General features: G+C 72.4%; 22 protein-coding genes and 1 riboswitch. Of the genes, 11 read left to right on the top strand and 11 right to left on the bottom strand.

Translation table 11 applies throughout. The annotated features are described in order from the left end of the window. The first annotated feature begins 66 nt into the window (after positions 1-66). From ABZ434_RS28505 to ABZ434_RS28495, 3 genes are all read left to right on the top strand, one after another. Positions 67-870 carry an SURF1 family protein gene (locus ABZ434_RS28505; RefSeq protein ID WP_359142615.1) on the top strand — a complete coding sequence of 268 codons (804 nt, stop codon included), beginning with the start codon at positions 67-69 and terminating at the stop codon, positions 868-870. 86 nt (positions 871-956) lie between these two features. After that, a complete protein-coding gene (locus ABZ434_RS28500; RefSeq protein WP_359142572.1) occupies positions 957-2,768 on the top strand; it encodes a glycoside hydrolase family 15 protein in 1,812 nt (603 codons plus the stop codon). A gap of 4 nt (positions 2,769-2,772) precedes the next feature. Then, the gene (locus ABZ434_RS28495; RefSeq protein ID WP_359142570.1) at positions 2,773-3,528 is read left to right on the top strand and encodes an SDR family oxidoreductase; all 756 of its coding nucleotides are present in this window, start codon (positions 2,773-2,775) and stop codon (positions 3,526-3,528) included. Positions 3,529-3,607: 79 nt separating this feature from the next. Here ABZ434_RS28495 and amaP read toward each other — a convergent pair whose 3' ends face one another. The 5 genes from amaP to ABZ434_RS28470 are packed head-to-tail and all read right to left on the bottom strand — an operon-like array spanning position 3,608 to position 5,935. Next, the gene (gene amaP / locus ABZ434_RS28490; protein WP_359142568.1) at positions 3,608-4,195 is read right to left on the bottom strand and encodes an alkaline shock response membrane anchor protein AmaP; all 588 of its coding nucleotides are present in this window, start codon (positions 4,193-4,195) and stop codon (positions 3,608-3,610) included. Next, positions 4,192-4,863 (bottom strand): DUF6286 domain-containing protein, encoded by a 672-nt coding sequence (locus ABZ434_RS28485; RefSeq protein WP_359142566.1) that lies wholly within the window; start codon positions 4,861-4,863, stop codon positions 4,192-4,194. The genes amaP and ABZ434_RS28485 overlap by 4 nt, the downstream gene beginning before the upstream one ends. Further along, positions 4,860-5,213: a hypothetical protein gene (locus ABZ434_RS28480; protein ID WP_359142613.1), complete on the bottom strand. Its 354-nt coding sequence runs from the start codon at positions 5,211-5,213 to the stop codon at positions 4,860-4,862. The genes ABZ434_RS28485 and ABZ434_RS28480 overlap by 4 nt, the downstream gene beginning before the upstream one ends. A gap of 5 nt (positions 5,214-5,218) precedes the next feature. After that, entirely contained in the window at positions 5,219-5,410 is a 192-nt protein-coding gene (locus tag ABZ434_RS28475) for a hypothetical protein (RefSeq protein WP_136330255.1), read from the bottom strand. Positions 5,411-5,440: 30 nt separating this feature from the next. Next, the gene (locus ABZ434_RS28470; RefSeq protein WP_359142564.1) at positions 5,441-5,935 is read right to left on the bottom strand and encodes an Asp23/Gls24 family envelope stress response protein; all 495 of its coding nucleotides are present in this window, start codon (positions 5,933-5,935) and stop codon (positions 5,441-5,443) included. Between the two features lie 92 nt (positions 5,936-6,027). Here ABZ434_RS28470 and ABZ434_RS28465 point away from each other — a divergent pair, with 92 nt between their 5' ends. Beyond that, positions 6,028-6,753 carry a hypothetical protein gene (locus tag ABZ434_RS28465; RefSeq protein WP_359142562.1) on the top strand — a complete coding sequence of 242 codons (726 nt, stop codon included), beginning with the start codon at positions 6,028-6,030 and terminating at the stop codon, positions 6,751-6,753. Between the two features lie 48 nt (positions 6,754-6,801). On the opposite strand, the gene ABZ434_RS28460 is transcribed toward ABZ434_RS28465, so the two are convergent. The 3 genes from ABZ434_RS28460 to ABZ434_RS28450 form a co-directional block, all read right to left on the bottom strand. Further along, positions 6,802-7,593 (bottom strand): enoyl-CoA hydratase/isomerase family protein, encoded by a 792-nt coding sequence (locus tag ABZ434_RS28460; RefSeq protein ID WP_359142560.1) that lies wholly within the window; start codon positions 7,591-7,593, stop codon positions 6,802-6,804. A gap of 151 nt (positions 7,594-7,744) precedes the next feature. Next, positions 7,745-7,966, bottom strand: a complete 222-nt coding sequence (locus ABZ434_RS28455) for a helix-turn-helix domain-containing protein (RefSeq protein WP_018518904.1) — start codon at positions 7,964-7,966, stop codon at positions 7,745-7,747. A gap of 401 nt (positions 7,967-8,367) precedes the next feature. Next, positions 8,368-9,966 carry an ABC-F family ATP-binding cassette domain-containing protein gene (locus ABZ434_RS28450; protein WP_219572420.1) on the bottom strand — a complete coding sequence of 533 codons (1,599 nt, stop codon included), beginning with the start codon at positions 9,964-9,966 and terminating at the stop codon, positions 8,368-8,370. 280 nt (positions 9,967-10,246) lie between these two features. Between ABZ434_RS28450 and ABZ434_RS28445 the strand changes: the two genes are divergently transcribed. Next, a complete protein-coding gene (locus ABZ434_RS28445; RefSeq protein ID WP_359142558.1) occupies positions 10,247-11,137 on the top strand; it encodes a neutral zinc metallopeptidase in 891 nt (296 codons plus the stop codon). Between the two features lie 119 nt (positions 11,138-11,256). After that, a complete protein-coding gene (locus ABZ434_RS28440) occupies positions 11,257-11,670 on the top strand; it encodes a VOC family protein (protein ID WP_359142556.1) in 414 nt (137 codons plus the stop codon). A gap of 152 nt (positions 11,671-11,822) precedes the next feature. Here ABZ434_RS28440 and ABZ434_RS28435 read toward each other — a convergent pair whose 3' ends face one another. The 3 genes from ABZ434_RS28435 to ABZ434_RS28425 all read right to left on the bottom strand — a co-directional run bounded on the left by ABZ434_RS28435 (position 11,823) and on the right by ABZ434_RS28425 (position 15,422). Beyond that, positions 11,823-13,130, bottom strand: a complete 1,308-nt coding sequence (locus ABZ434_RS28435) for a hypothetical protein (RefSeq protein ID WP_359142611.1) — start codon at positions 13,128-13,130, stop codon at positions 11,823-11,825. A gap of 185 nt (positions 13,131-13,315) precedes the next feature. Then, the gene (locus ABZ434_RS28430; protein WP_359142554.1) at positions 13,316-14,443 is read right to left on the bottom strand and encodes a hypothetical protein; all 1,128 of its coding nucleotides are present in this window, start codon (positions 14,441-14,443) and stop codon (positions 13,316-13,318) included. 316 nt (positions 14,444-14,759) lie between these two features. Then, on the bottom strand, positions 14,760-15,422 hold the full coding sequence (locus tag ABZ434_RS28425; RefSeq protein ID WP_359142552.1) for a class II aldolase/adducin family protein: 663 nt from the start codon (positions 15,420-15,422) through the stop codon (positions 14,760-14,762). Between the two features lie 236 nt (positions 15,423-15,658). Between ABZ434_RS28425 and ABZ434_RS28420 the strand changes: the two genes are divergently transcribed. The 5 genes from ABZ434_RS28420 (at position 15,659) to ABZ434_RS28400 (ending at position 20,334) form a co-directional block, all read left to right on the top strand. Then, entirely contained in the window at positions 15,659-16,921 is a 1,263-nt protein-coding gene (locus tag ABZ434_RS28420; RefSeq protein WP_359142551.1) for an inorganic phosphate transporter, read from the top strand. 33 nt (positions 16,922-16,954) lie between these two features. Beyond that, on the top strand, positions 16,955-17,188 hold the full coding sequence (locus tag ABZ434_RS28415; RefSeq protein ID WP_359142549.1) for a hypothetical protein: 234 nt from the start codon (positions 16,955-16,957) through the stop codon (positions 17,186-17,188). Between the two features lie 151 nt (positions 17,189-17,339). Further along, positions 17,340-17,471: riboswitch (cobalamin riboswitch) on the top strand. 143 nt (positions 17,472-17,614) lie between these two features. Continuing rightward, entirely contained in the window at positions 17,615-18,658 is a 1,044-nt protein-coding gene (locus ABZ434_RS28410; protein ID WP_359142548.1) for a cobalamin biosynthesis protein, read from the top strand. Next, on the top strand, positions 18,655-20,196 hold the full coding sequence (locus ABZ434_RS28405) for a cobyric acid synthase (protein ID WP_359142546.1): 1,542 nt from the start codon (positions 18,655-18,657) through the stop codon (positions 20,194-20,196). Before ABZ434_RS28410 ends, ABZ434_RS28405 begins: the two co-directional genes overlap by 4 nt. 15 nt (positions 20,197-20,211) lie before the next feature. Continuing rightward, positions 20,212-20,334: a hypothetical protein gene (locus tag ABZ434_RS28400; RefSeq protein WP_359142544.1), complete on the top strand. Its 123-nt coding sequence runs from the start codon at positions 20,212-20,214 to the stop codon at positions 20,332-20,334. Positions 20,335-20,488 lie beyond the last annotated feature (154 nt).

The following is a 20,488-nucleotide window of genomic DNA, read 5'->3' as shown; positions in this document are numbered from 1 at the left end:
GGGCGCCACACCCCTGTCCCCACCCCCTCCGCGATGCACCCCATGACGCAGTTGTACCGTCATGGGGTGTACCGCTTCCTGTTGACCCGGCAGTGGCTGATTCTCGCCCTCATCGCCCTCGTCCTGATTCCGACGATGGTCGAGCTGGGCTTCTGGCAGCTGCACCGGCATGAGCACAAGGTCGCGCAGAACGCCCTGATCACGCACAACCTCAAGGCGAAGCCCGTGCCGGTCGCCGGGCTCACCTCGCCCGGTCACGTCGTCCCGCGCTCGGACTACTGGCGTGCGGTGACGGCCACCGGGACGTACGACGAGGAGCACGAGGTCGTCGTCAGGCGCAGGACCGCCACCGACGGCAGCATCGGCGTGCACGTGCTGATCCCGTTCGACCTCAAGGGCGGCGGCACGGTCATGATCAACCGCGGCTGGGTCCCGTCCGCCGCCGACCAGCACGCCTTCCCCGACGTGCCTGCCGTGCCCGAGGGCGAGGTGACCGTCACGGGCCGGCTCAAGGCCGACGAGACGACGGGCAGCAGCGGCATCAAGGACCTCTCGGACCTGCCGGACCGCCAGGTGATGCTGATCAACAGCGCCCAGCAGGCGAAGCTCCTGGCCCGGCCGGTGCTCGGCGGCTACATCGAGCAGACCGGGCCGGAGCCGAAGGGCGACACCCCCGAGCTGATCGAGGCTCCCGACGACAGCTCCATCGGCCCGCACATGGCGTACGCCGTGCAGTGGTGGTTGTTCGCCGCCGGTGTTCCGGTCGGTTATGTGGTGCTGGCCCGCCGGGAGAAGCGCGACCGGCTCGCGGCCGCGGCCGAGGCCGACGCCGAGGCCGACGCGGCGGAGCCCGAGCCCGCGAAGGCCTGACGGCACATCCGTCCGCGGGGGTGACTCCCGCCTCTCCTGACCCCATGGCTGCTTAACGCGGGTCAGGTTCGGGAACACGCCAGAACGTGACCCCACGCATCGAGGACTACGCCCTCATCGGCGATCTCCAGACAGCCGCCCTGGTCGGCAGGAACGGTTCTGTCGACTGGCTCTGTCTGCCCCGCTTCGACTCGGGCGCCTGCTTCGCCGCGCTGCTCGGCGACGAGGAGAACGGCCACTGGCGCATCGCTCCGAAGGGCGCGGACACCTGCACGCGCCGCGCCTACCGCGGTGACTCCCTCGTCCTGGAGACGTTCTGGGAAACCCGCACCGGCACCGTCAAGGTCATCGACTTCATGCCCCAGCGCGACCACGAACCCGATGTGATGCGCATCGTCGAGGGAGTGAGCGGAACGGTCGACATGGCCTCGGTGATCCGGCTGCGCTTCGACTTCGGCTCCATCGTGCCGTGGATGCGCCGCTCCCAGGGCCACCGGGTGGCGGTCGCGGGACCCGACTCCGCGTGGCTGCGCAGCGAACCGCCCGTCAAGACCTGGGGCCAGCAGTTCTCCACGTGCTCGTCGTTCAGCGTCCGTGCGGGGGAGCAGGTGGCCTTCGTCCTGACCTGGCACCCCTCGCACTCCCCTCGCCCCGATCTCGTGGACCCGTACGAGGCGCTGGAGAACACCCTGACCGACTGGGCGGAGTGGTCCGCCCGGTGCAAGTACGAAGGGCCCTACCGGGAAGCCGTGATCCGTTCGCTGATCACCCTCAAGGCACTCACCTTCGGTCCTACCGGCGGCATCGTGGCGGCCCCCACCACCTCGCTCCCGGAGGACATCGGCGGCGTACGGAACTGGGACTACCGCTTCTGCTGGCTGCGGGACTCCACCCTCACCCTCGGCGCGCTGACCTCGGCCGGCTATCTGGAGGAGGCCGCAGCGTGGCGGGACTGGCTGCTGCGCGCGGTGGCCGGGGACCCGGCCGATCTGCAGATCATGTACGGACTCGCGGGCGAGCGGAGGCTGCCCGAGGCCGAGCTGCCGTGGCTGCGCGGCTACGAGAACTCCGCCCCGGTCCGGATCGGCAACGCCGCGGTGCGCCAACGCCAGCTCGATGTGTACGGAGAGGTCATCGACTCGCTCCGGCTCGCCCGGGCCGCGGGTCTGGACGACGCCCCGCACGCGTGGAGTCTCCAGCTCAGTCTGCTCGGCTTCCTGGAATCCACCTGGCGCGAACCGGACGAGGGGCTGTGGGAGATCCGCGGCCGGCGCCGCCACTTCGTGCACTCCAAGGTGATGGCCTGGGTGGCGGCCGATCGCGCGGTGCGCAGTCTGGAGGAGGACCCGTCGCTGCCCGGAGACGCGGACCGCTGGCGGGCGATGCGGGACGCCGTGCACCGTGAGGTGTGCGAGAAGGGGTACGACCCGGTGCGCAACACCTTCACCCAGTCGTACGGGTCGCGGGAACTGGACGCGGCGACACTGCTGATCGCCCGGACCGGGTTCCTGCCGCCGGACGATCCGCGCGTCGTCGGGACCGTGAACGCCGTCCGGGACGAGCTGGGCAGCGACGGCCTGGTACGCCGCTACAGCACCGACGGCACCACGGTCGACGGACTGCCGGGCAGCGAGGGCGCGTTCCTCGCCTGCTCGTTCTGGCTGGCGGACGCCTTGCGGATGACCGGACGCACCGACGAGGCCACCGAACTCTTCGAACGACTGCTGGCGCTCCGCAACGACGTGGGGCTGCTCGCCGAGGAGTACGACACCGTGGCCATGCGCCAGCTCGGGAATTTTCCGCAGGCCTTCAGCCACATCGGGCTGGTCGGCACGGCGGTGGCACTGGCCGAGGACCGGACCGCCGAGGACGCGGCACGGGATGACCGGGCAGGATAGGGCCATGGATCTTGGATTGAAGGACCGTGTGTACATCGTCACCGGAGCGACCCGGGGGCTGGGCAACGCCACGGCACGCGCCCTGGTCGCCGACGGCGCGAAGGTGATCATCACCGGCCGCGACGAGAAGCGCGTCCGGGAGGCCGCCGACGAAATGGGCCCGGACGCCGTCGGGCTCGCGGCCGACAACGCCGACCCGGGCGTGGCACAGCGACTGATGGAGACCGCGCAGGAGGGGTTCGGCCGGCTCGACGGCATCCTCATCAGCGTCGGCGGTCCGGCGCCGGGCTCCGCAGCGGACAACACCGACGCCCAGTGGCAGTCGGCCTTCGAATCGGTGTTCCTCGGCGCGGTTCGCCTGGCCCGCGCAGCGGCCGCGGCGCTCGGCGAGGGTGGGGTCATCGGCTTCGTGCTCTCCGGCTCCGTCCACGAGCCGATCGCCGGACTGACCATCTCCAACGGACTGCGACCCGGCCTGGCGGGCTTCGCGAAGTCACTGGCCGATGAGCTCGGCCCGCGGGGCATCCGCGTGGTGGGCGTCCTGCCGGCCCGGATCGACACGGACCGGGTACGTGAGCTGGACGCGCTGTCAGGCAACGCGGCGGCCTCACGCGCCGCCAACGAGGCAGCCATCCCGCTGCGCCGCTACGGCACTCCGCAGGAATTCGGCCGGACCGCGGCCTTCCTGCTCTCCCCCGCGGCCTCTTACCTGACGGGCATCATGGTGCCCGTAGACGGGGGATCGCGGCGCGGTTTCTGAGCCGCGCGACCGAGGCGGAACGTGACCGGGGGCCGGACGATCGCGACGTCCGGCCCCCGGTCACGTCGTCCACTGCCCGTCAGCTCACCCGTTCCGCCCGGTGCTTGACCGCCTTCAGCCGCACCTCGGCGGGCAGCTCCGCCAGCCCCGCGGAGTCCCTGGCGTGGGCCAGCGCCTCGTCGGTGAGCCGTCCCAGTGCCTCGTCCGGTGCGGCGTGCGGCTCCATCAGCATCCGGATCCTGGCCTGCGGCGCGCTGCGCCGGCCGGTCAGGACGACCTGGGCCCGGGCCACCCCGTCCAGGGCTCCCGCCTCTCCCGCGAGCACGCCCTCCAGGGCACGGCCGCGCAGCAGCGCACCCTCGCCGTCGCCGCTGTCCACCAGCACTTCGGCGAGGCGGGCGCGGCGCAGTTGGGCCAGCAGCCACCACAGGGCGAGCACCACCAGGACCGCGAGGACCGCGATCACGACCGGCCACCACCAGCTCTCGGAACGCCAGCGCTCCCGGTCGGCGTCACTGAGCAGCACGTCATGCTTGCCGTACCAGGGCCACCAGGACGGTACGGAGAGACCGAGCGCGGCGGCCAGCACCCCGCCGCCCACGCAGACCAGCACGAGTCCGGCCAGGGCCAGCAGTACCCGGTTGACGGTCCCGATCACGCCGCTCACCCCTTCTTCGCCGGACGGCGTACGTGGACGGACAGGCTCGGCTGCCTGGCCAGCCCGAGTTCCCTGATGCCGGTGGAGAGCACGGAGTCCAGATCGGCCCGTACGTCGTCGAGTTCACGGAAGTGCGAGACGGCCCGCACTCCGACCTTGCCCCGGCCCATCCGGACCCGGACCGACTGCACCCCGGCGACCTCCACCGCCCGGTCCCGCAGGACCATGGCCGCCGCCGTCCGGTCCAGGGCCGCCCGTACGCCTGGGCGCCCCTGGCGCATCGGCAGCAGATCGCGCAGTCCGGGCGTGAGCGCGAGGACGAGCAGCCACAGGCCGAGGGCCACCGCGACCGACGCGCCCGTCAGCACCCAGACATCGTCCAGGCGGCGCTCGGCCAGCTCGTTGGCCAGGGAGCGGCGCCACTGCATCGCCGGGTGATCGGCGCGGACCGCCGCGACGTCGTAGAGCAGCAGTCCCGCACCGCCCAGGACCACCAGGGCGGTGATGGCCGCGGGGATACGGCGGGCCGACCAGAAGCGGCCTGATCCGCCCTCGCTCCGTTCCCCGGCCGGGGCCGGGCCGTACGCCGCGGACGACGCCGACTGGTCGAGCGCGAGCACGTCCCCGTGTTCCGCCTGGTGTTCCGCGCCGTTCTCCGGGTCCTGGGGCTCGGTCATCGGATCCTCCCCTTCGCCGCGAGGCTCGCTCCTGTGGGGTGCAGGCGCTCGACCTGTACGGCCACTTCGGGCACCTCCATCCCCGCCAACGCCTCTACCCGCTCGGCGACCCGGCGACGCACGGCACCGCACTGCCGCCCGATGTCACTGGGATACCCGAGCTCCAGACTCACCCGTACGCGGGCGGTGTCACGGTGCACCGTGACCGTGGCCCGCGGCGACGCGGCGTCCTTCGCGGGCTCGTCGACCGCCTCCTTCGCCGCCTGCGCGGCGATCTTCGCGACGACCCGGTCGGCGATCCGGGTCTCCCCGCGATCCGCGGCGGCGACCCGGCCGCCCGCCCCCGACAACGCCGTCACCGCCGTCGGTCGCCGCGATCGCGACTCCGGAAGAAGTCGCCGGGCTCCAGGTCACCGTCGAGGAAGCGACCGGCGATGAAGCCGATCGCTCCCAGGGCGGCCACCAGCAGAAAGGCTCCGAATCCGCCGAAGTACCCGGCGAACCCGAGCGCCATGCCGGCCACCATGCCGACCACAGCCATGCTCATCTGGGCTCCTCAACTGCCTTGACGGGAGAACTACTGGAGGCGTGGCTCGGGCTGGTCCTCGTCGTCGTCCTCGTCGGGCAGCTTCACATCGCTCACCGCGATGTTGACCTCGACGACTTCGAGACCCGTCATCCGCTCGACGGCCGCGACGACGTTCTCCCGCACGTCGCGGGCGACATCGGCGATCGACACGCCGTAGTCGACGACGATCTCCAGGTCGAGGGCGGTCTGGGACTCACCGACCTCGGCCTTCACACCGCGGGTGACGGACTTGGAACCGCCGGGGACGCGGTCGCGCACCGCGCCGAACGTCCGGGAGAGTCCACTGCCCATCGCGTGCACGCCGACCACGTCGCGTGCCGCCATTCCGGCGATCTTCTCGACGACCCCGTCGGCGATCGTCGTACGGCCGCGGGTCGCCGGGTCTCCCCCGCCGCGCTTGGTCAGCGAGTTGCTCCTGCTGTCGCCGCCCGTCGAGTCCTTGTCGGGGTTCTCGGGCCGGTTCCGCTGTGGGGTCTCGGTCATCGCCGTTCTTCCCTTCGGGGCAGATTGGACTTCCTTGCCCACATTAAGGGCGCTTGCACCGTCTCGCGCCGTGGATGCGGCAGGGTGGAGCAATGACGACGGCTGACGGATCGCGCAGGGCACAAGGATGGACGGCTGCGGTACGGCAACGGCTCGGCCTGGGCCGCCTCCTCCCGCTGGGCGGACCGGCGGACGGGGCCTGGATCTCGGAGCGGGCCGCGGTCGGCGTGCTGCGCCAAGCGGTGGGCAGGCCGGGGCCGGTGGTTCTGGAGCTGCGGATCGCGGTGGCCGATGCGCAGGCGGCACCCGAACCGCAGGTGCCCTCGCCGCCGAGTGCTCTGCCGCCGGGCCCGCTGCGCATCGAGGCCACCGTGGCCGCGACGGCGCACCAGCCGCTGCCGGCTGCCGCGGCGGCGCTGCGTTCGGCTCTGCTGGCGGCTGCCGCGCAGCGGCTCGGCCTGGTGGTCGACGAGGTGGACGTCCAGGTGACGGAGTTGCTGGACACCGAACCGGAACGGGCCGAACCACCCCGTGTCGAGGTGCGTCCGGCCGATCCGGAGGATGCGGCGGGCCGGGCGGCCGCTGGAGTGACGGGGGTCGCGACACTGACGCGGGTGCTGGGCGCATCCGTGCACACGGCCGCGGACCACGTCCGGATCGAGCTGGCGACGGAGGGCGGTCACCGGGCGCTGGACGTGGCCCGCGGGGTGCGGTCCGCGGTGACCCGGGCAGTGGATGGGCATCCGCCGGTCGCGGTGCTGGTCACGGCGGTGACCGCCGAGCCGGCGCGCCGGAGCTCTCCCGGCCCGGCCGGCTGACGTGGCCCCGGGCCCGGGGGACGCCCGGGGCCCGGCGCTCGGTGGCTGTCAGTCGGCCGTGCCCGAGAGGTCCCGCAGCCGGCGGCCCTGCGCGGCACGCTCGGCGGCGCGCTGCTCCTCGTACGTACGGGAGACGGCACCGCTGAGCAGGGCCTTGGTCTCGATGACGGCGTCGCGCGGGGCGGCGATCAGCGCACCGGCCAGATCGCGGGCGGCTCCTTCGAGCTCCTCGGCGGGCACCACCAGGTTGGCCAGACCGGTGCGTTCGGCCTCGGGGGCGTGCACGAAGCGGCCGGTGGCGCAGATTTCGAGCGCGCGTGCGTACCCCACCAGGTGCACCAGGGGGTGCGTGCCGGTGAGGTCGGGGACCAGCCCGAGGCTGGTCTCGCGCATGGCGAACTGCACGTCCTCGGCGACGATCCGCAGATCGCAGGCGAGGGCGAGCTGGAAGCCGGCGCCGATGGCATGCCCCTGAACGGCCGCGATCGACACGATGTCGTTGCGGCGCCACCAGGTGAACGCCTCCTGGTACTCGGCGATGACCGCGTCGAGCTCGGCCTCCGGGCCGCGCCCCATGTCGAGGAACGACGGCTCACCGTCGAAGCCCTCGGGGGTGAACGCCTGGCGGTCGAGGCCGGCGGAGAAAGACACACCTTCGCCGCGCAGCACGACGACCCGCACACTGCCGGGCAGGGCCCGACCGGCCTCCGTCAACGCCCGCCACAGAGCGGGGGACTGAGCGTTGCGCTTGGCCGGGTTGGTGAGGGTCACCGTGGCAACCGCGTCGTCGACGGTGAGTCGTACGCCGTCCTTGTCGAGCACAGTGTCGAGCGAGGTCATGGAGCGCCTCCGGATCGGGTGCAGTCAGCACATCGAGCTAAGTGACTGAACAGTAACCACCCGATCGACCGCACGATCGACCGGGTGGTCACCACCGAACCGGTGGGTCCCGGGGCAGGTCGCACGACTCGCCCCGATCCGCGGACAGCCGTCAGGCGGTCGCGGCCTTCTTGCCTCGTGTCGCTCCGCCACGTCCCCGCAGCGTCACTCCGGACTCACTGAGCATCCGGTGGACGAATCCGTAGGAGCGGCCGGTTTCCTCGGCCAACGCCCGGATACTCGCACCGGAGTCGTACTTCTTCTTCAGGTCTGCCGCGAGCTTGTCGCGCGCGGCGCCGGTTACCCGGCTGCCCTTCTTCAGAGTCTCGGCCACCCGTGCCTCCTCGTGGGAAGTGCGCTCTGGACTCTCATGATCACCCCTAGGGGCCGTCCTGGCCACCCATTCGGCAAGGTCCGTGCAAGCGGATCAGCACCCCGGGAAGGCGCCGACACGAACGGAATCATGCATTCCGCACGGCTGTGGGGTCAGCGCGGAGAGAACACCGGAGGAACGGGCAGGTCAGGGCCACACAGGGCCCGAGGCCTCTCATGCATGCACCCGACAGGTATCTGCCGGGTGCCGCGCCGGGGTACGAGACGCCCTCACACAGATGATGGATCACGCGTAGGCCGAATGATCCAGAGGGAGTGGATCTCCGGGCCGCGGCGGCCCGGAGTCCGGCCGCCACGGGCAAGGGCGGCGGCCGGGTACGGGCCCGGGGAGTGCCCGCTCGGTCAGGCCAGCGAGACGAGGTCGCGGTAGTCCGCGCCCCACAGGTCCTCGACGCCGTCGGGCAGCAGGATGATGCGCTCGGGCTGGAGCGCCTCGACCGCGCCCTCGTCGTGCGTGACGAGCACGACCGCACCCTTGTAGGTGCGCAGCGCGCCGAGGATCTCCTCGCGGCTGGCCGGGTCGAGGTTGTTGGTGGGCTCGTCGAGCAGGAGCACATTGGCGGAGGAGACCACCAGCGTCGCCAGGGCGAGCCGGGTCTTCTCACCACCGGAGAGCACTCCGGCGGGCTTGTCCACGTCGTCCCCGGAGAAGAGGAACGAACCGAGGGTCTTGCGGACCGCCACGAGGTCGAGGTCCGGGGCCGCGGAGCGCATGTTCTCCAGGACCGTGCGGTTGGGGTCGAGGGTCTCGTGCTCCTGGGCGTAGTAGCCGAGCTTCAGCCCATGGCCCTCGATGATGTCGCCCGTGTCCGGCTTCTCCGCACCGCCGAGCAGCCGGAGCAGCGTGGTCTTGCCGGCGCCGTTGAGGCCGAGGATGACGACCCGGGAGCCCTTGTCGATCGCGAGGTCGACATCGGTGAAGATCTCCAGCGACCCGTAGGACTTGGAGAGGCCCTCAGCCATCAGCGGGGTCTTGCCGCACGGCGAGGGGTCGGGGAAGCGCAGCTTGGCGACCTTGTCGGAGACCCGGACGGCCTCCAGGCCGGACAGCAGCCGGTCGGCACGCTTGGCCATGTTCTGCGCGGCCACGGTCTTGGTGGCCTTGGCACGCATCTTGTCGGCCTGGGCGTTGAGGGTCGCGGCCTTCTTCTCCGCGTTCTGCCGCTCGCGCTTACGGCGCTTCTCGTCGGCCTCGCGCTGCTGCTGGTAGAGCTTCCAGCCCATGTTGTAGACGTCGATCTGCGAGCGGTTGGCGTCGAGGTAGAAGACCTTGTTGACGACCGTCTCGACGAGCTCGACATCGTGGGAGATCACGATGAAGCCGCCGCGGTAGCTCTTGAGGTAGTCGCGCAGCCAGACGATCGAGTCCGCGTCGAGGTGGTTAGTGGGCTCGTCGAGCAGCAGGGTGTCAGCGTCCGAGAAGAGGATCCGGGCCAGCTCGACCCGTCGGCGCTGGCCGCCGGAGAGCGTGTGGAGCGGCTGGGCGAGCACCCGGTCGGGCAGGCTGAGCGCCGCGGCGATGGTGGCCGCCTCGGCCTCCGCCGCGTACCCGCCCTTGGTGAGGAACTCCGTCTCCAGGCGCTCGTACTTCTTCATCGCCTTCTCGCGGGTGGCGCCCTTGCCGTTCGCCATCCGCTCCTCGTTCTCCCGCATCTTGCGCAGGATCTCGTCGAGGCCCCGGGCGGACAGGATGCGGTCCCGGGCCAGCACGTCGAGGTCGCCGGTGCGCGGGTCCTGCGGCAGATAACCGACCTCGCCGGAGCGGGTGATGGTGCCGGCCGCCGGGGTGCCCTCGCCCGCGAGGCACTTGGTGAGGGTGGTCTTGCCCGCCCCGTTGCGGCCGACGAGGCCGATGCGGTCGCCCTTGGCGATACGGAAGGAGGCGGATTCGATGAGCATGCGGGCGCCGGCGCGCAGCTCGATGCCGGAAGCGGTGATCACGGGGAAAAACTCCAGAGCGGTATGGACGGCGGAGGAACGACTAGCGATTCACGACTCGACGCCGTTACTCACGCACACGCACAAGGAGAATTGCCATGAGAACCAGTCTACTGGCGGTGTCCAACCACTTTTCCGCCTGCTCCCGCCGCAGTTGCCGAAAGCTCGCCCAGTGCGCCCGCCTCACTCCACCACGTAAGCAAAAGCGGGCAATGCGGTGTGAATTATCCGATACTCGGCGCATGGCTGTGTGGCAGCCGCGAGCGGAGCAGAGGGTGGTGCCATGCAGTTCGACGACGACGCCGATCTGGACACGTCCGAGGTCCGGGACACGCGCGGCAGCCGCATCCCGGGCGGCAGGGCCACCGTGGGCGGCGGGATCGCGGGGGTCATCGCACTGATCCTGGGGCTGCTCTTCGGGGTCGGCCCCGACCAGCTCGGGCTCTCCTCCGGCGACTCGGGGACGACCGCGACCGCCTCGTCGGCCGCACAGGTCGACCAGAACTGCCGGACGGGCCGGGACGCCAACACCAAGGACGACTGCCGGACGGTCGCGGTGGTCAACAGCGTGCAGGACTACTGGCGCCAGGAGTTCCAGCGGCGTGACGCCACGTACGGGGGCGCGCGCACGGTCCTGTTCACCGACCGGGTCGGCACGGCCTGCGGGTCGGCGACCTCCGCCGTGGGGCCCTTCTACTGCCCCGGTGACCGGCAGGTCTATCTGGACCTGGGCTTCTTCGACGAGCTGCGGACCAAGTTCGGGTCGAGCGGCGGACCGTTCGCCGAGGCCTACGTCGTCGCGCACGAGTACGGACACCATGTGCAGAACCAGATGGGGACACTGGCCCGCGCACAGGACGGCCGGACCGGCGAGAACAGCAACGCGGTGAAGGTGGAACTCCAGGCGGACTGCTACGCCGGGGTCTGGGCGAACCACGCGACGACCACACCCGACGAGTCGACCGGCCGGCCGCTGATCACCGAGCTCACCCGGGCGGACATCAGGGACGGGCTCGACGCGGCCGCGTCGGTCGGGGACGACCGCATCCAGGAGAAGTTCCAGGGCCGGGTCACCCCCGAGTCCTGGACCCATGGCTCGGCCGCGCAGCGTCAGCAGTGGTTCACCACCGGCTTCCGCAGCGGCGACGCGGCCGCCTGTGACACCTTCCGCTGACCTGCGCGACCGGCGCGCGTCAGGCGTAGCTCAGGGCGTTGTCAGTGCCCGGTGGAAGAATGAGACGCAGATCACAGACGGGCCGCACGGGCCCGCTCCGGCAAGAAGGGATGCGCACGATGGCAGACGCGACAGCAGGCGTTCCGACGATCTGTCCGACGATCCTGTACGACGACGCGAAGGCCGCGATCAAGACGCTGACCCAGGGCCTCGGCTTCACCGAGGAAGCGGTGTACGAGGGCGAGGACGGCACGGTGATGCACGCGGAGCTGTCCTGCGGCAACGGCCGGGTGATGCTCGGCTCCAAGGGCCGCGAGGGCATCTTCGCCAAGGCGATGCGGGGGGCGGGGCCGGCCGGCGTCTACGTGGTGGTCGACGAGGTCGATGCCCACCATGCGAGGGCCGTGGAGTACGGCGTGGAGATCCTCATGCCGCCCACGGACCAGGACTACGGCTCCCGGGACTACATGGCACGGGACGCGGAAGGCAACGTGTGGAGCTTCGGGACGTACGCCCCCGGGGCGGCGGGCTGAGCGAGCGGGGCTACGGACGGCGAGGCGTCCGCCCAGGCCCGGCGGCTCCCCGCGGCCTGGGGGGTGCCGCCGCTGAGCGGTCCGCGGAAACGGTGCGCCGGGAAGCGGGCCGCGCTGGTTGAGGCGCCGCCCGTGTGTACCTGAAACCTGCTTCAGGCTCCGCCGGTGTGCACCTGGAACGCCGCCTTGCGGACCGCTTTGGCGAGCGCGGGGTCGGGGTGCGCGGCGGCCAGGGCCACCAGCACCTGGACGGTGCGCGGGTGGCCGACGGCCCGTACCTCGTCCAGCAGCGCCGGGACGGTGCCCTGCACGGCCGCGTCGAGGTGGCGGACCAGCAGCCCCGTCTCGCCGTGGTCGGCGACGGCCGCAGCGGTGTCGACCCAGAGCCAGGTGGCCTCTTCGCGACTGAGGACCTCCTGGGCGTCCTCGGGGTCGGCCCCGTCGTACTCGGCGAGCCAGAGCAGCGCGTAGGGGCGCAGTGACGGGTCGGTGACGACGGAGCGCACCACGGGTTCGGCCGGTGCGCCGACGACCCGGAGGGCCTCGAAGGCGAGCCCGCGCAGCAGCGCGTCCTCGCCGCGGGCCACGCCGAGCAGTTCGGCGACGGCGCTGCCGACGGGGCGGGCGGCCAGCCAGGCACGGTATTCGGCGCGGGCCGGTCCTGGGGTGAGGCGGGCGCAGCCGAGCAGCATGTCGGCGGCGGACTGCTCGATGTTCCCGGCCGGACTCTGGGCGGCGACGCAGATCTGCTCCAGCTTGACCCAGACCGCCCAGTTGCCGAGCGGGGTCAGGGTGGCGGTCCCGGCGCCGAGGGTGAGCGCGCCGACGGCGGCCAGCCCCTCCAGGGCCCAGTCCAGCAGGAGGGCGACCAGTGCGGCGGGGTGGGCGGGCGCGGGCTCGGCGGGGGCGGGCAGCGGCTGGGGCCCGTACGGCACCTCGCAGCGCTCCTCGTGCAGTTCCGCCACGCGCTGGCCGAGCAGGTCGAGGAGGGCGGGCACCGTGACCGGGCCCGCCGAGAGCTGGAGGAGGGAGAGCACCTGGGGCACGGCCTCGACGGCCTCGGCGACCGCCGTGGACTCGATGTCCTGGGGTGCGGGGTGCACGAGCGACCAGGCGTCGAAGAGCGCCACCCAGCCGCGGAGCACGGCGGAGTCGTCGCGGTCCCAGGCGCGCAGCCGCCAGCCGGGCCGGGCAGTCTCGCCGTGCAGTTCCACGAGGCCGGCCAGCCGGGCCCGGTCCCAGCCTGAACGCACCTGGGCCGGGGACAACTCCAGCGCCGCCGCGGCCCGTTCCAGGGCCCTGGCGGCCAGCGGGGGCGTGCCGGAGCTCGCGCCGTCGGCCGCCCAGCGGGCGATCCTCACGGCGTCGGCGAGGGCGGCCCTGGCCTGGCGGGCCAGTTCCGCCCGGGGCGGGGTGCCCTCGGGCGGGCGGGGCGCCGGCCTGGTGCGCCGGGTGGTCACGGCCTTGCGAGCGGTGGCGAGGGGTCGCGGGCGGACAAGTCGCAGCCTGGAGTCGCGCGGGGTACGGGACGTCACGGGGAGCAGTCTTGCCTCTGACGGCCCGAAAGCCCAAACGGAACCCGGATCACCGGTGTCCGGGCCCGGCCGCACGGGCCGGGACCAATCGGCTGAAGCGGCGCATCACCTCACATCAGGGGCGTGAGAAAGCGCCTCAGCGTCTCTTCGTAGCGGGCCGGGCCGGCGTTCCACATCGCCGCATGCGGAGCCTGGGGTACGGCGTGCAGGGAGATCAGTCCGGGGCGGCGGGCAGCGAGCTCCCGGGACGGCTGCCAGGGAGCCAGGGCGTCGTCGGGCCCGTGGAAGATCAGCGTCGGCACGTGCAGGGTCAGGGGCAGCGATGTGTCCAGGAGCCGCGCTCCGTGCAGTCCGGTCTTCCCCTGGGCGGCCCGGACGGCGAGGGGCAGCAGGGCCGAGGGGACGCCGCGGGCGGCGGCCAGGGCACGGAGCGTGGCCTGCCAGTCCAGCACCGGCGAATCGAGGACGAGACCGCAGATCCGGTCCCTCAGCGCGGAGTTGACGCAGGCGTGGAGGGCCATCGAGGCACCGGTGGACCAGCCGTACAGGATGACCTGTTCGGCGCCGTAGCGCACGGCGAAGCGGATGGCCGCGTCCAGGTCCCGCCACTCGGACTCGCCGAGGTGTCCGAGCCCGTCCGGGGAGCGGGGGGCTCCCTGGTCGCCGCGGTAGGCGAGGTCGAGCACCGGCAGCTGCTGCCCGTGCAGGAAGCCCGTCACGTTCAGCGGGTGTTCCCGGGTGGCGCCGAGGCCGTGCACGGCGATGACCCAGGTGTCGCGGGGGCCCGGTACGAACCAGGCGGGCAGGCCGCCGAGTTCGCCGGGGATCTCCACGTCGCGGAATTCGAGGCCGAGAGCGGTGGCGGGGTCACCGCTGTGGAGTTCCGGCGTGATGCGGACCTTGGCGCCGGGGCGCAGGGTGCCGCGGTTCACACGTTCCAGCCGGCGCACGACCGTGTCGGCCGCCTGGTGGGCCTGGTCGATCACCGGCCCCACCACGGCGTGGACGTCGTCGCCCACCAGCCCGTAGGTGCCTGGCCGGAGCGAGGCGAATGACCGGGTCAGGGTGACCTGTCCGGCCGCCGTCGCGTGCACGGTCAGCCGGCGGTCGGCGGGCAGGGGGCGTCCGGACGGCACCTTGAGGGCGACGTCGCCGGCGTACCGGCCGGCGGCGACCGCGGCCGCGCCGACGCCGAGGATGGTGGTGACGGCAGCTGCCGTTGCTGTAGCGGGGCGCACGGCTTCAGTGTCGTGGGCTTCCCCGCGCTCGGCCAGTGGGCGGGGCCGTCCGGTGCGCCGGCCGGGTCGCGCAGGGCCCCCGTCCGGGCGCGCGGGCCGTCCGGATCGCGCGGGGCCCGGTCCGCGTGCGGCGGGCCGCCCAAATCGCGCGGGGCGCGGTCCAAGGATGCGAGCCGCCCGGGTCGCGCGGGGCCTCCGTCCGGGCGCGCGGGCCGTCCGGATCGCGCGGGGCACGGGCCACACATGCGGGCCGCAGGGCCCCGGGCAGCCCGCGCGCCACGCCGCAGCCCGGCCCCGGCCCCGGCCCCGGCCGGGGTCAGCCCGGCTGCTGTCCGTACCCCTTGAGCGCTTCGCCGACGTCGCTCAGCTGCTCCGGTGTGAGCAGGGCCGGGGTGCGGCCGGGCACGGAGCTCGCGGTGAGCCAGAGGCGGCACAGCCATTCGAGCTGGGCGGTGCGGTCGTAGGCCTCGTCGAGGGTGGCGCCGTAGGTGACCGTGCCGTGGTTGCCCAGCAGGCAGCCGGTGCGGTCGCGGAGGGCCACGAGCATGTTTCCGGCCAGTTCGTCCGTGCCGTACCGGGCATAGGCGGCGACCCGGACGGGACCGCCCAGCATCGCTGCGGCGTAGTGGACCGACGGCACCTCTGCGACCAGGGTCGAGACGGCCGTGGCGTGCACCGCGTGGGTGTGCACGACGGCGCAGGCGTCGGTATTCCGGTACACGGCGAGATGCAGCGGGAGTTCACTGGTGGGGGCCATGGTGCCGAGGACGCGGTTGCCCTCCAGATCGACTCCGGTCAGGTCCTCGGGGCGGAGCCGGTCGTACGGCACTCCGCTCGGGGTGACCAGCACGGTCCCGCCGACCCTGGCCGACACGTTGCCCGAGGTTCCCACGACCAGCCCGTCGGACGCTGTCCTCCGGGCCGTGGCGACGACCTCGTCCCAGGCCCGTTCGATCGATTCCCGCCACTCACTGCTCATTCGAAGATCCTTTCAACGGATGAGCGGCCCTTCGCCACCCCTCCTCCGAGAGTCCGCCCGAACGCCGGATTCCGGGCCCACACCGGCCCCCACCGGAATCCCGCGGTCACCGGGCGGACGAAGAGGGCAGCGTCCCTCCGGTTGGGGTCACCGCAACGCCCTGCCCAGTTCATCTTCCGTTCACCCGGATTGCCTACGGTCCACGTGCCACTGACGTCGAACGATTGCCTGGGTAAATGGAACACATCACGCTGCTGCTCGCGATTGTGATCGTGACAGCTCTAGTGTTCGATTTCACGAACGGTTTCCACGACACCGCCAACGCGATGGCCACGACCATCTCGACCGGCGCACTCAAACCCAAGACAGCGGTGGCCATGTCCGCCGTTCTCAACCTCGTAGGCGCGTTCCTGTCGGTGGAGGTCGCCAAGACGATCTCCGGCGGGATCATCAACGAAGACGGGCTCAGAACCGAGGTCATCTTCGCGGCGCTCGTCGGCGCCATCCTGTGGAATCTGCTGACCTGGCTGGTCGGCCTGCCGTCCAGCTCCTCCCACGCACTGTTCGGCGGCCTGATCGGCGCCGCGGTGATGTCCGCGGGCTGGTCGTCGGTCGACGGCGGCACCGTCGTCACCAAGGTGCTGCTCCCCGCGGTCGCCGCGCCGGTCGTCGCCGGCCTGGCCGCGCTGCTGGCCACCAAGCTGACGTACCGCATCGGCGGGAAGGTCACGGGCGGCGCCCAGGAGAAGGCCACCGCGAAGGGATACCGCGCCGGCCAGATCGCCTCCGCCGGGCTCGTCTCGCTCGCCCACGGCACCAACGACGCGCAGAAGACCATGGGCATCATCACGCTCGCCCTGGTCACCGGTGGCGTCCTCGCCCCCGGGTCGAATCCGCCGGTCTGGGTCATCGTGTGCGCCGGCCTCGCCATCGCACTCGGCACCTACCTGGGCGGCTGGCGCATCATCCGCACCATGGGCAGCGGTCTGACCGAACTGAAGCCTCCGCAGGGCTTCGCCGCACAGACCAGCGCGGCCACCGTCATCCTGGCCTCTTCGCACCTCGGCTTCTCCCTCTCCACCACCCAGTCGTGCTCCGGTGCCGTCATGGGCGCGGGCCTCGGCCGCAAGGGCGGTGTGGTCCGCTGGTCCACCGCCACGCGGATGTTCGTCGCCTGGGGCCTGACCCTGCCGGCCGCCGGTCTGGTCGGCGCGGGTGCCGAGCTCCTCACCAAGCAGGGCACCTGGGGTGTCGTGGTCGTCGCGGCGCTGCTGGTCGCGGGCTCCGGTGCGATCTGGATGCTGTCGCGCCGCAAGCCCGTCGGGCACGGGGACGTCGCCCCGTCCGACGCCGACGCCGAGCCCGCGGGCGTCGTCACCACCGCCATCGCGGCCGTCAGCCCGCCGCCCACCGCGGCTGCCCAGACCCACGACCTCATGGCGACCATCCCGGCCCCGGCCGGACCGGTCACCGACCCGGCCCGACCCGCCACGGTCTAGGGACCCCAAGAGCTCCGGTAAGGACAGATCCACATGAACATCGACTGGGCAGCCCTCGGCACCGTCTTCGGCGTCTCCCTCGTCGCCACCGTCGCTCTCGTGGGACTCTTCACCCTCGGCATCGTCGGCCTCTCCAAGCAGCCGGAACCGGCCGCGCAGGGTGGTTCCGCAGGCGGATCGCTCATGCTGGCCCGCACCGGCGCGTACGTCTGCTTCGGACTGTGCGCCGCGGCCGTGGCCTACGGCATCTATCTGATCGTCGCCTGAGCCCCACCACTCCCACCCGCATCGGGCCGGCCGCACCTCGTGCGCGTCCGGCCCGATGTGCGTCTCAGCACACCGGACCGTCGCAGGTCAACGGCAAGTTGACGGGCGTTCGCACAGCGTGGTGGACTGCCGGAGCCATTACGGCGACAGCAGAGGAAGCCGGTGCGAATCCGGCGCGGTCCCGCCACTGTCACCGGGGAGCAGTCCCCCACCACGGAAGTCACGGTCCACGCGAGCGGACTGGAAGGCCGGGGGAACTGCGGATCCGGAAGCCAGGAGACTCTCGTCGCCGTCACGTCGAACCAGGGCGCGGACCCTGAGTGAGGACATATCGCCATGCCCGGCCGCCGTGCGTCTCTTCCCGCGTTGCTCCTGCCAGCAATGGCCTGTACGAGGACCCTTCGAGGCGCGACGGCCGGCTGAAGCGTGCGTGCCGATCGCATCTTCGCGTACGGCGCCACGGCCGGTCTGATCGGCGATCTGCTGCTCGGTGACCCGCGCAGGGGGCACCCGGTCGCCGCCTTCGGGCGGGCCGCGGCAGGCGTCGAACGCCGCCTGTGGCGCGACCACCGCGGGTGGGGCGCACTGCACACCCTGGTCTGCGCCGGAGGTGCCGCCGGGGGTGCCGCGCTGGTCTCCCGTGCGCTGCGCCGCCACCCCGCCGCGTCCGTCGCCCTGACCGCCGCCGCCACCTGGGCCGTCGTCGGTGGTACGTCGCTGGGGCGCGAGGCCCGGTCCATCGGTGACGCCCTGGCCGCCGGGGACCTCGAACTGGCCCGTGAGCGGCTGCCGCATCTGTGCGGCCGCGACCCCCAGTCCCTGGACGGTCCGCAGATCGCCCGCGCCGTCGTGGAGTCCGTCGCCGAGAACACCTCGGACGCCGTGGTGGGCGCCCTGGTGTGGGGCGCGCTCGGCGGGATCCCCGGACTCGTCGGCTTCCGGGCCGCCAATACGCTCGACGCGATGGTCGGCCACAAGTCACCCCGCTACCGGCGCTACGGCTGGGCCTCGGCCCGCCTCGACGACCTCATGGGCTGGCCGGGCGCGCGGCTGACCGCTCTGCTCGCCGTGACCGCCGGGGGGCGGCCACGGGGAGCGGCGCACGCCTGGCAGGCGGACGCGGCCAAGCACCCGAGCCCCAACGCGGGGCCGGTGGAGGCCTCGTTCGCGGGGGCGCTCGGCGTGCGGCTCGGCGGGACGCTCGCCTACGACGGCCGGGTCGAGCACCGTCCCGTGCTCAACGGGGGGACGGGCCGCGCGGTGGAGCCCGAGGACATCGAGCGGGCCGTACGGCTGTCGCGCCGGGTGAGCGCGCTGGCCCTCGGCGTCAGCGTGGCGGCCCGGCTCGGCGCGGGGCTCGCGGCTCGGCGGATCGCGGGCGGCCGTGCGCCGATCGCCCGCACCACAGGACTTCGTACCGCAGCACCTCGTACCGCAGCACCTCGACTCTCAGGACGGAGACCGACATGAGCGGCGGACTGCTGGTCGCCGGAACCACCTCGGACGCGGGCAAGAGCGTCGTCACGGCGGGCATCTGCCGCTGGCTGGTGCGCCGGGGCGTGAAGGTCGCGCCGTTCAAGGCGCAGAACATGTCGCTCAACTCCTTCGTCACCCGCGAGGGGGCAGAGATCGGCCGCGCCCAGGCCATGCAGGCCCAGGCCGCCCGGGTGGAGCCGACCGCCCTGATGAACCCGGTGCTGCTCAAGCCCGGCAGCGACCGTTCCAGTCAGGTCGTCCTGATGGGGCGTCCGGTCGGCGAAATGAGTGCCCGCGGCTACCACGGCGGCCGGCAGGAGTCGCTCCTGTCCACCGTCGTGGACTGCCTGGAGCAGCTTCGGGGCACGTATGACGCGGTGATCTGCGAAGGGGCGGGCAGTCCGGCCGAGATCAATCTGCGGCGCACGGACATCGTGAACATGGGCATCGCACGGGCGGCGGGCTTCCCGGTGGTGGTCGTCGGCGACATCGACCGCGGCGGGGTCTTCGCCTCGTTCTTCGGTACGACCGCGCTGCTCTCGGCCGAGGACCAGTCGCTGATCGCCGGCTACCTGGTCAACAAGTTCCGCGGCGACGTCTCGCTGTTGGAGCCCGGCCTGGACATGCTGCGCGACCTGACGGGACGTCCGACGTACGGGGTGCTGCCGTTCGCGCACGGCCTCGGCATCGACGAGGAGGACGGTCTGCGGGTCTCGTTGCGCGGGACCGTACGCGAGTCGGTCGTCGCGCCGCCGCACGGCGAGGACATCCTGCGCGTCGCCGTGTGCGCGGTGCCGCTGATGTCCAACTTCACCGACGTGGACGCACTGGCCGCCGAACCGGGCGTCGTCGTGCGGTTCGTGGACCGGGCCGAGGAACTGGCCGACGCCGACCTCGTCATCGTGCCCGGTACCCGCGGCACCGTAAAGGCGCTCGCCTGGCTGCGTGAGCGCGGGCTCGCCGACGCACTGCTGCGCCGTGCCGCCGAGGGCCGTCCGGTCCTCGGCATCTGCGGCGGCTACCAGATCCTCGGCGAACACATCGAGGACGACGTGGAGTCGCGCGCCGGGCAGGTGGACGGGCTCGGGCTGCTGCCCGTACGCGTCCGGTTCGAGCGCGAGAAGACCCTCGCCCGCCCGGTCGGCGAGGCGCTCGGCGCCCCGGTCGAGGGCTACGAGATCCACCACGGCGTCGCAGAGGTGCGAGGCGGCGAGCCGTTCCTCACCGATGGCCGGGGACAGCACCTGGACGGCTGCCGGTCCGGCGCCGTGTGGGGCACCCACTGGCACGGCTCGCTGGAGAGCGACGCCTTCCGCCGCCGCTTCCTGACCGAGATCGCGAGGGCCGCCGGCCGCCGTTTCGTGCCCGCCCCCGACACCTGCTTCGCCGGGCTGAGGGAGGAACAGCTCGACCGCCTCGGCGACCTGATCGAAGAACACGCGGACACCGAGGCGTTGTGGCGGCTCATCGAGTCGGGCGCGCCGACGGGGCTTCCCTTCATAGCCCCCGGAGCACCTGGAGCACGCGTATGAACGCCTCGCGCCCCGGTGCGCACCGTTGCCGGGGGCGGCGACGAGGCCTGGGACATCGGGGCGCTCGCCGGTCCGGACCTGCCGGTGCTGCAAGGGCTGTGCCTCACCTCCTCGCGCGCCGTCGAGGGGGACGCGTGAGCGGGCGTCGCATGGCACCCGCGGCGGGTGTTCTTCCCTGTCCCGCCCCTCTACGGATCTGGGGGCCCGGCCCTCCGACCCGCCTTCCTCGATCGCCGGAAGGGCTGCGACGCCCGCCGGAACTGCTGGAACACGCCACGCCCAAGGAGGCCTC

It is taken from the genome of Streptomyces sp. NPDC005761 (genome assembly GCF_040630635.1).
Lineage (GTDB): Bacteria > Actinomycetota > Actinomycetes > Streptomycetales > Streptomycetaceae > Streptomyces.
Note: the sequence above shows the minus strand (reverse complement) of the source record. Positions and strands in the feature narration are given on the sequence as shown.

Excerpts from the sequence above, each read along its gene's own strand:
- ABZ434_RS28470 (WP_359142564.1), bottom strand. The coding sequence starts at position 5,935 with ATGACCGAGACCCCACAGCGGAACCGGCCCGAGAACCCCGACAAGGAC.
- ABZ434_RS28495 (WP_359142570.1), top strand. The coding sequence starts at position 2,773 with ATGGATCTTGGATTGAAGGACCGTGTGTACATCGTCACCGGAGCGACC.
- ABZ434_RS28460 (WP_359142560.1), bottom strand. The coding sequence starts at position 7,593 with ATGACCTCGCTCGACACTGTGCTCGACAAGGACGGCGTACGACTCACC.
- ABZ434_RS28475 (WP_136330255.1), bottom strand. The coding sequence starts at position 5,410 with ATGAGCATGGCTGTGGTCGGCATGGTGGCCGGCATGGCGCTCGGGTTC.
- ABZ434_RS28465 (WP_359142562.1), top strand. The coding sequence starts at position 6,028 with ATGACGACGGCTGACGGATCGCGCAGGGCACAAGGATGGACGGCTGCG.
- ABZ434_RS28445 (WP_359142558.1), top strand. The coding sequence starts at position 10,247 with ATGCAGTTCGACGACGACGCCGATCTGGACACGTCCGAGGTCCGGGAC.
- ABZ434_RS28440 (WP_359142556.1), top strand. The coding sequence starts at position 11,257 with ATGGCAGACGCGACAGCAGGCGTTCCGACGATCTGTCCGACGATCCTG.
- ABZ434_RS28485 (WP_359142566.1), bottom strand. The coding sequence starts at position 4,863 with ATGACCGAGCCCCAGGACCCGGAGAACGGCGCGGAACACCAGGCGGAA.
- ABZ434_RS28420 (WP_359142551.1), top strand. The coding sequence starts at position 15,659 with ATGGAACACATCACGCTGCTGCTCGCGATTGTGATCGTGACAGCTCTA.
- ABZ434_RS28405 (WP_359142546.1), top strand. The coding sequence starts at position 18,655 with ATGAGCGGCGGACTGCTGGTCGCCGGAACCACCTCGGACGCGGGCAAG.
- ABZ434_RS28415 (WP_359142549.1), top strand. The coding sequence starts at position 16,955 with ATGAACATCGACTGGGCAGCCCTCGGCACCGTCTTCGGCGTCTCCCTC.
- ABZ434_RS28425 (WP_359142552.1), bottom strand. The coding sequence starts at position 15,422 with ATGAGCAGTGAGTGGCGGGAATCGATCGAACGGGCCTGGGACGAGGTC.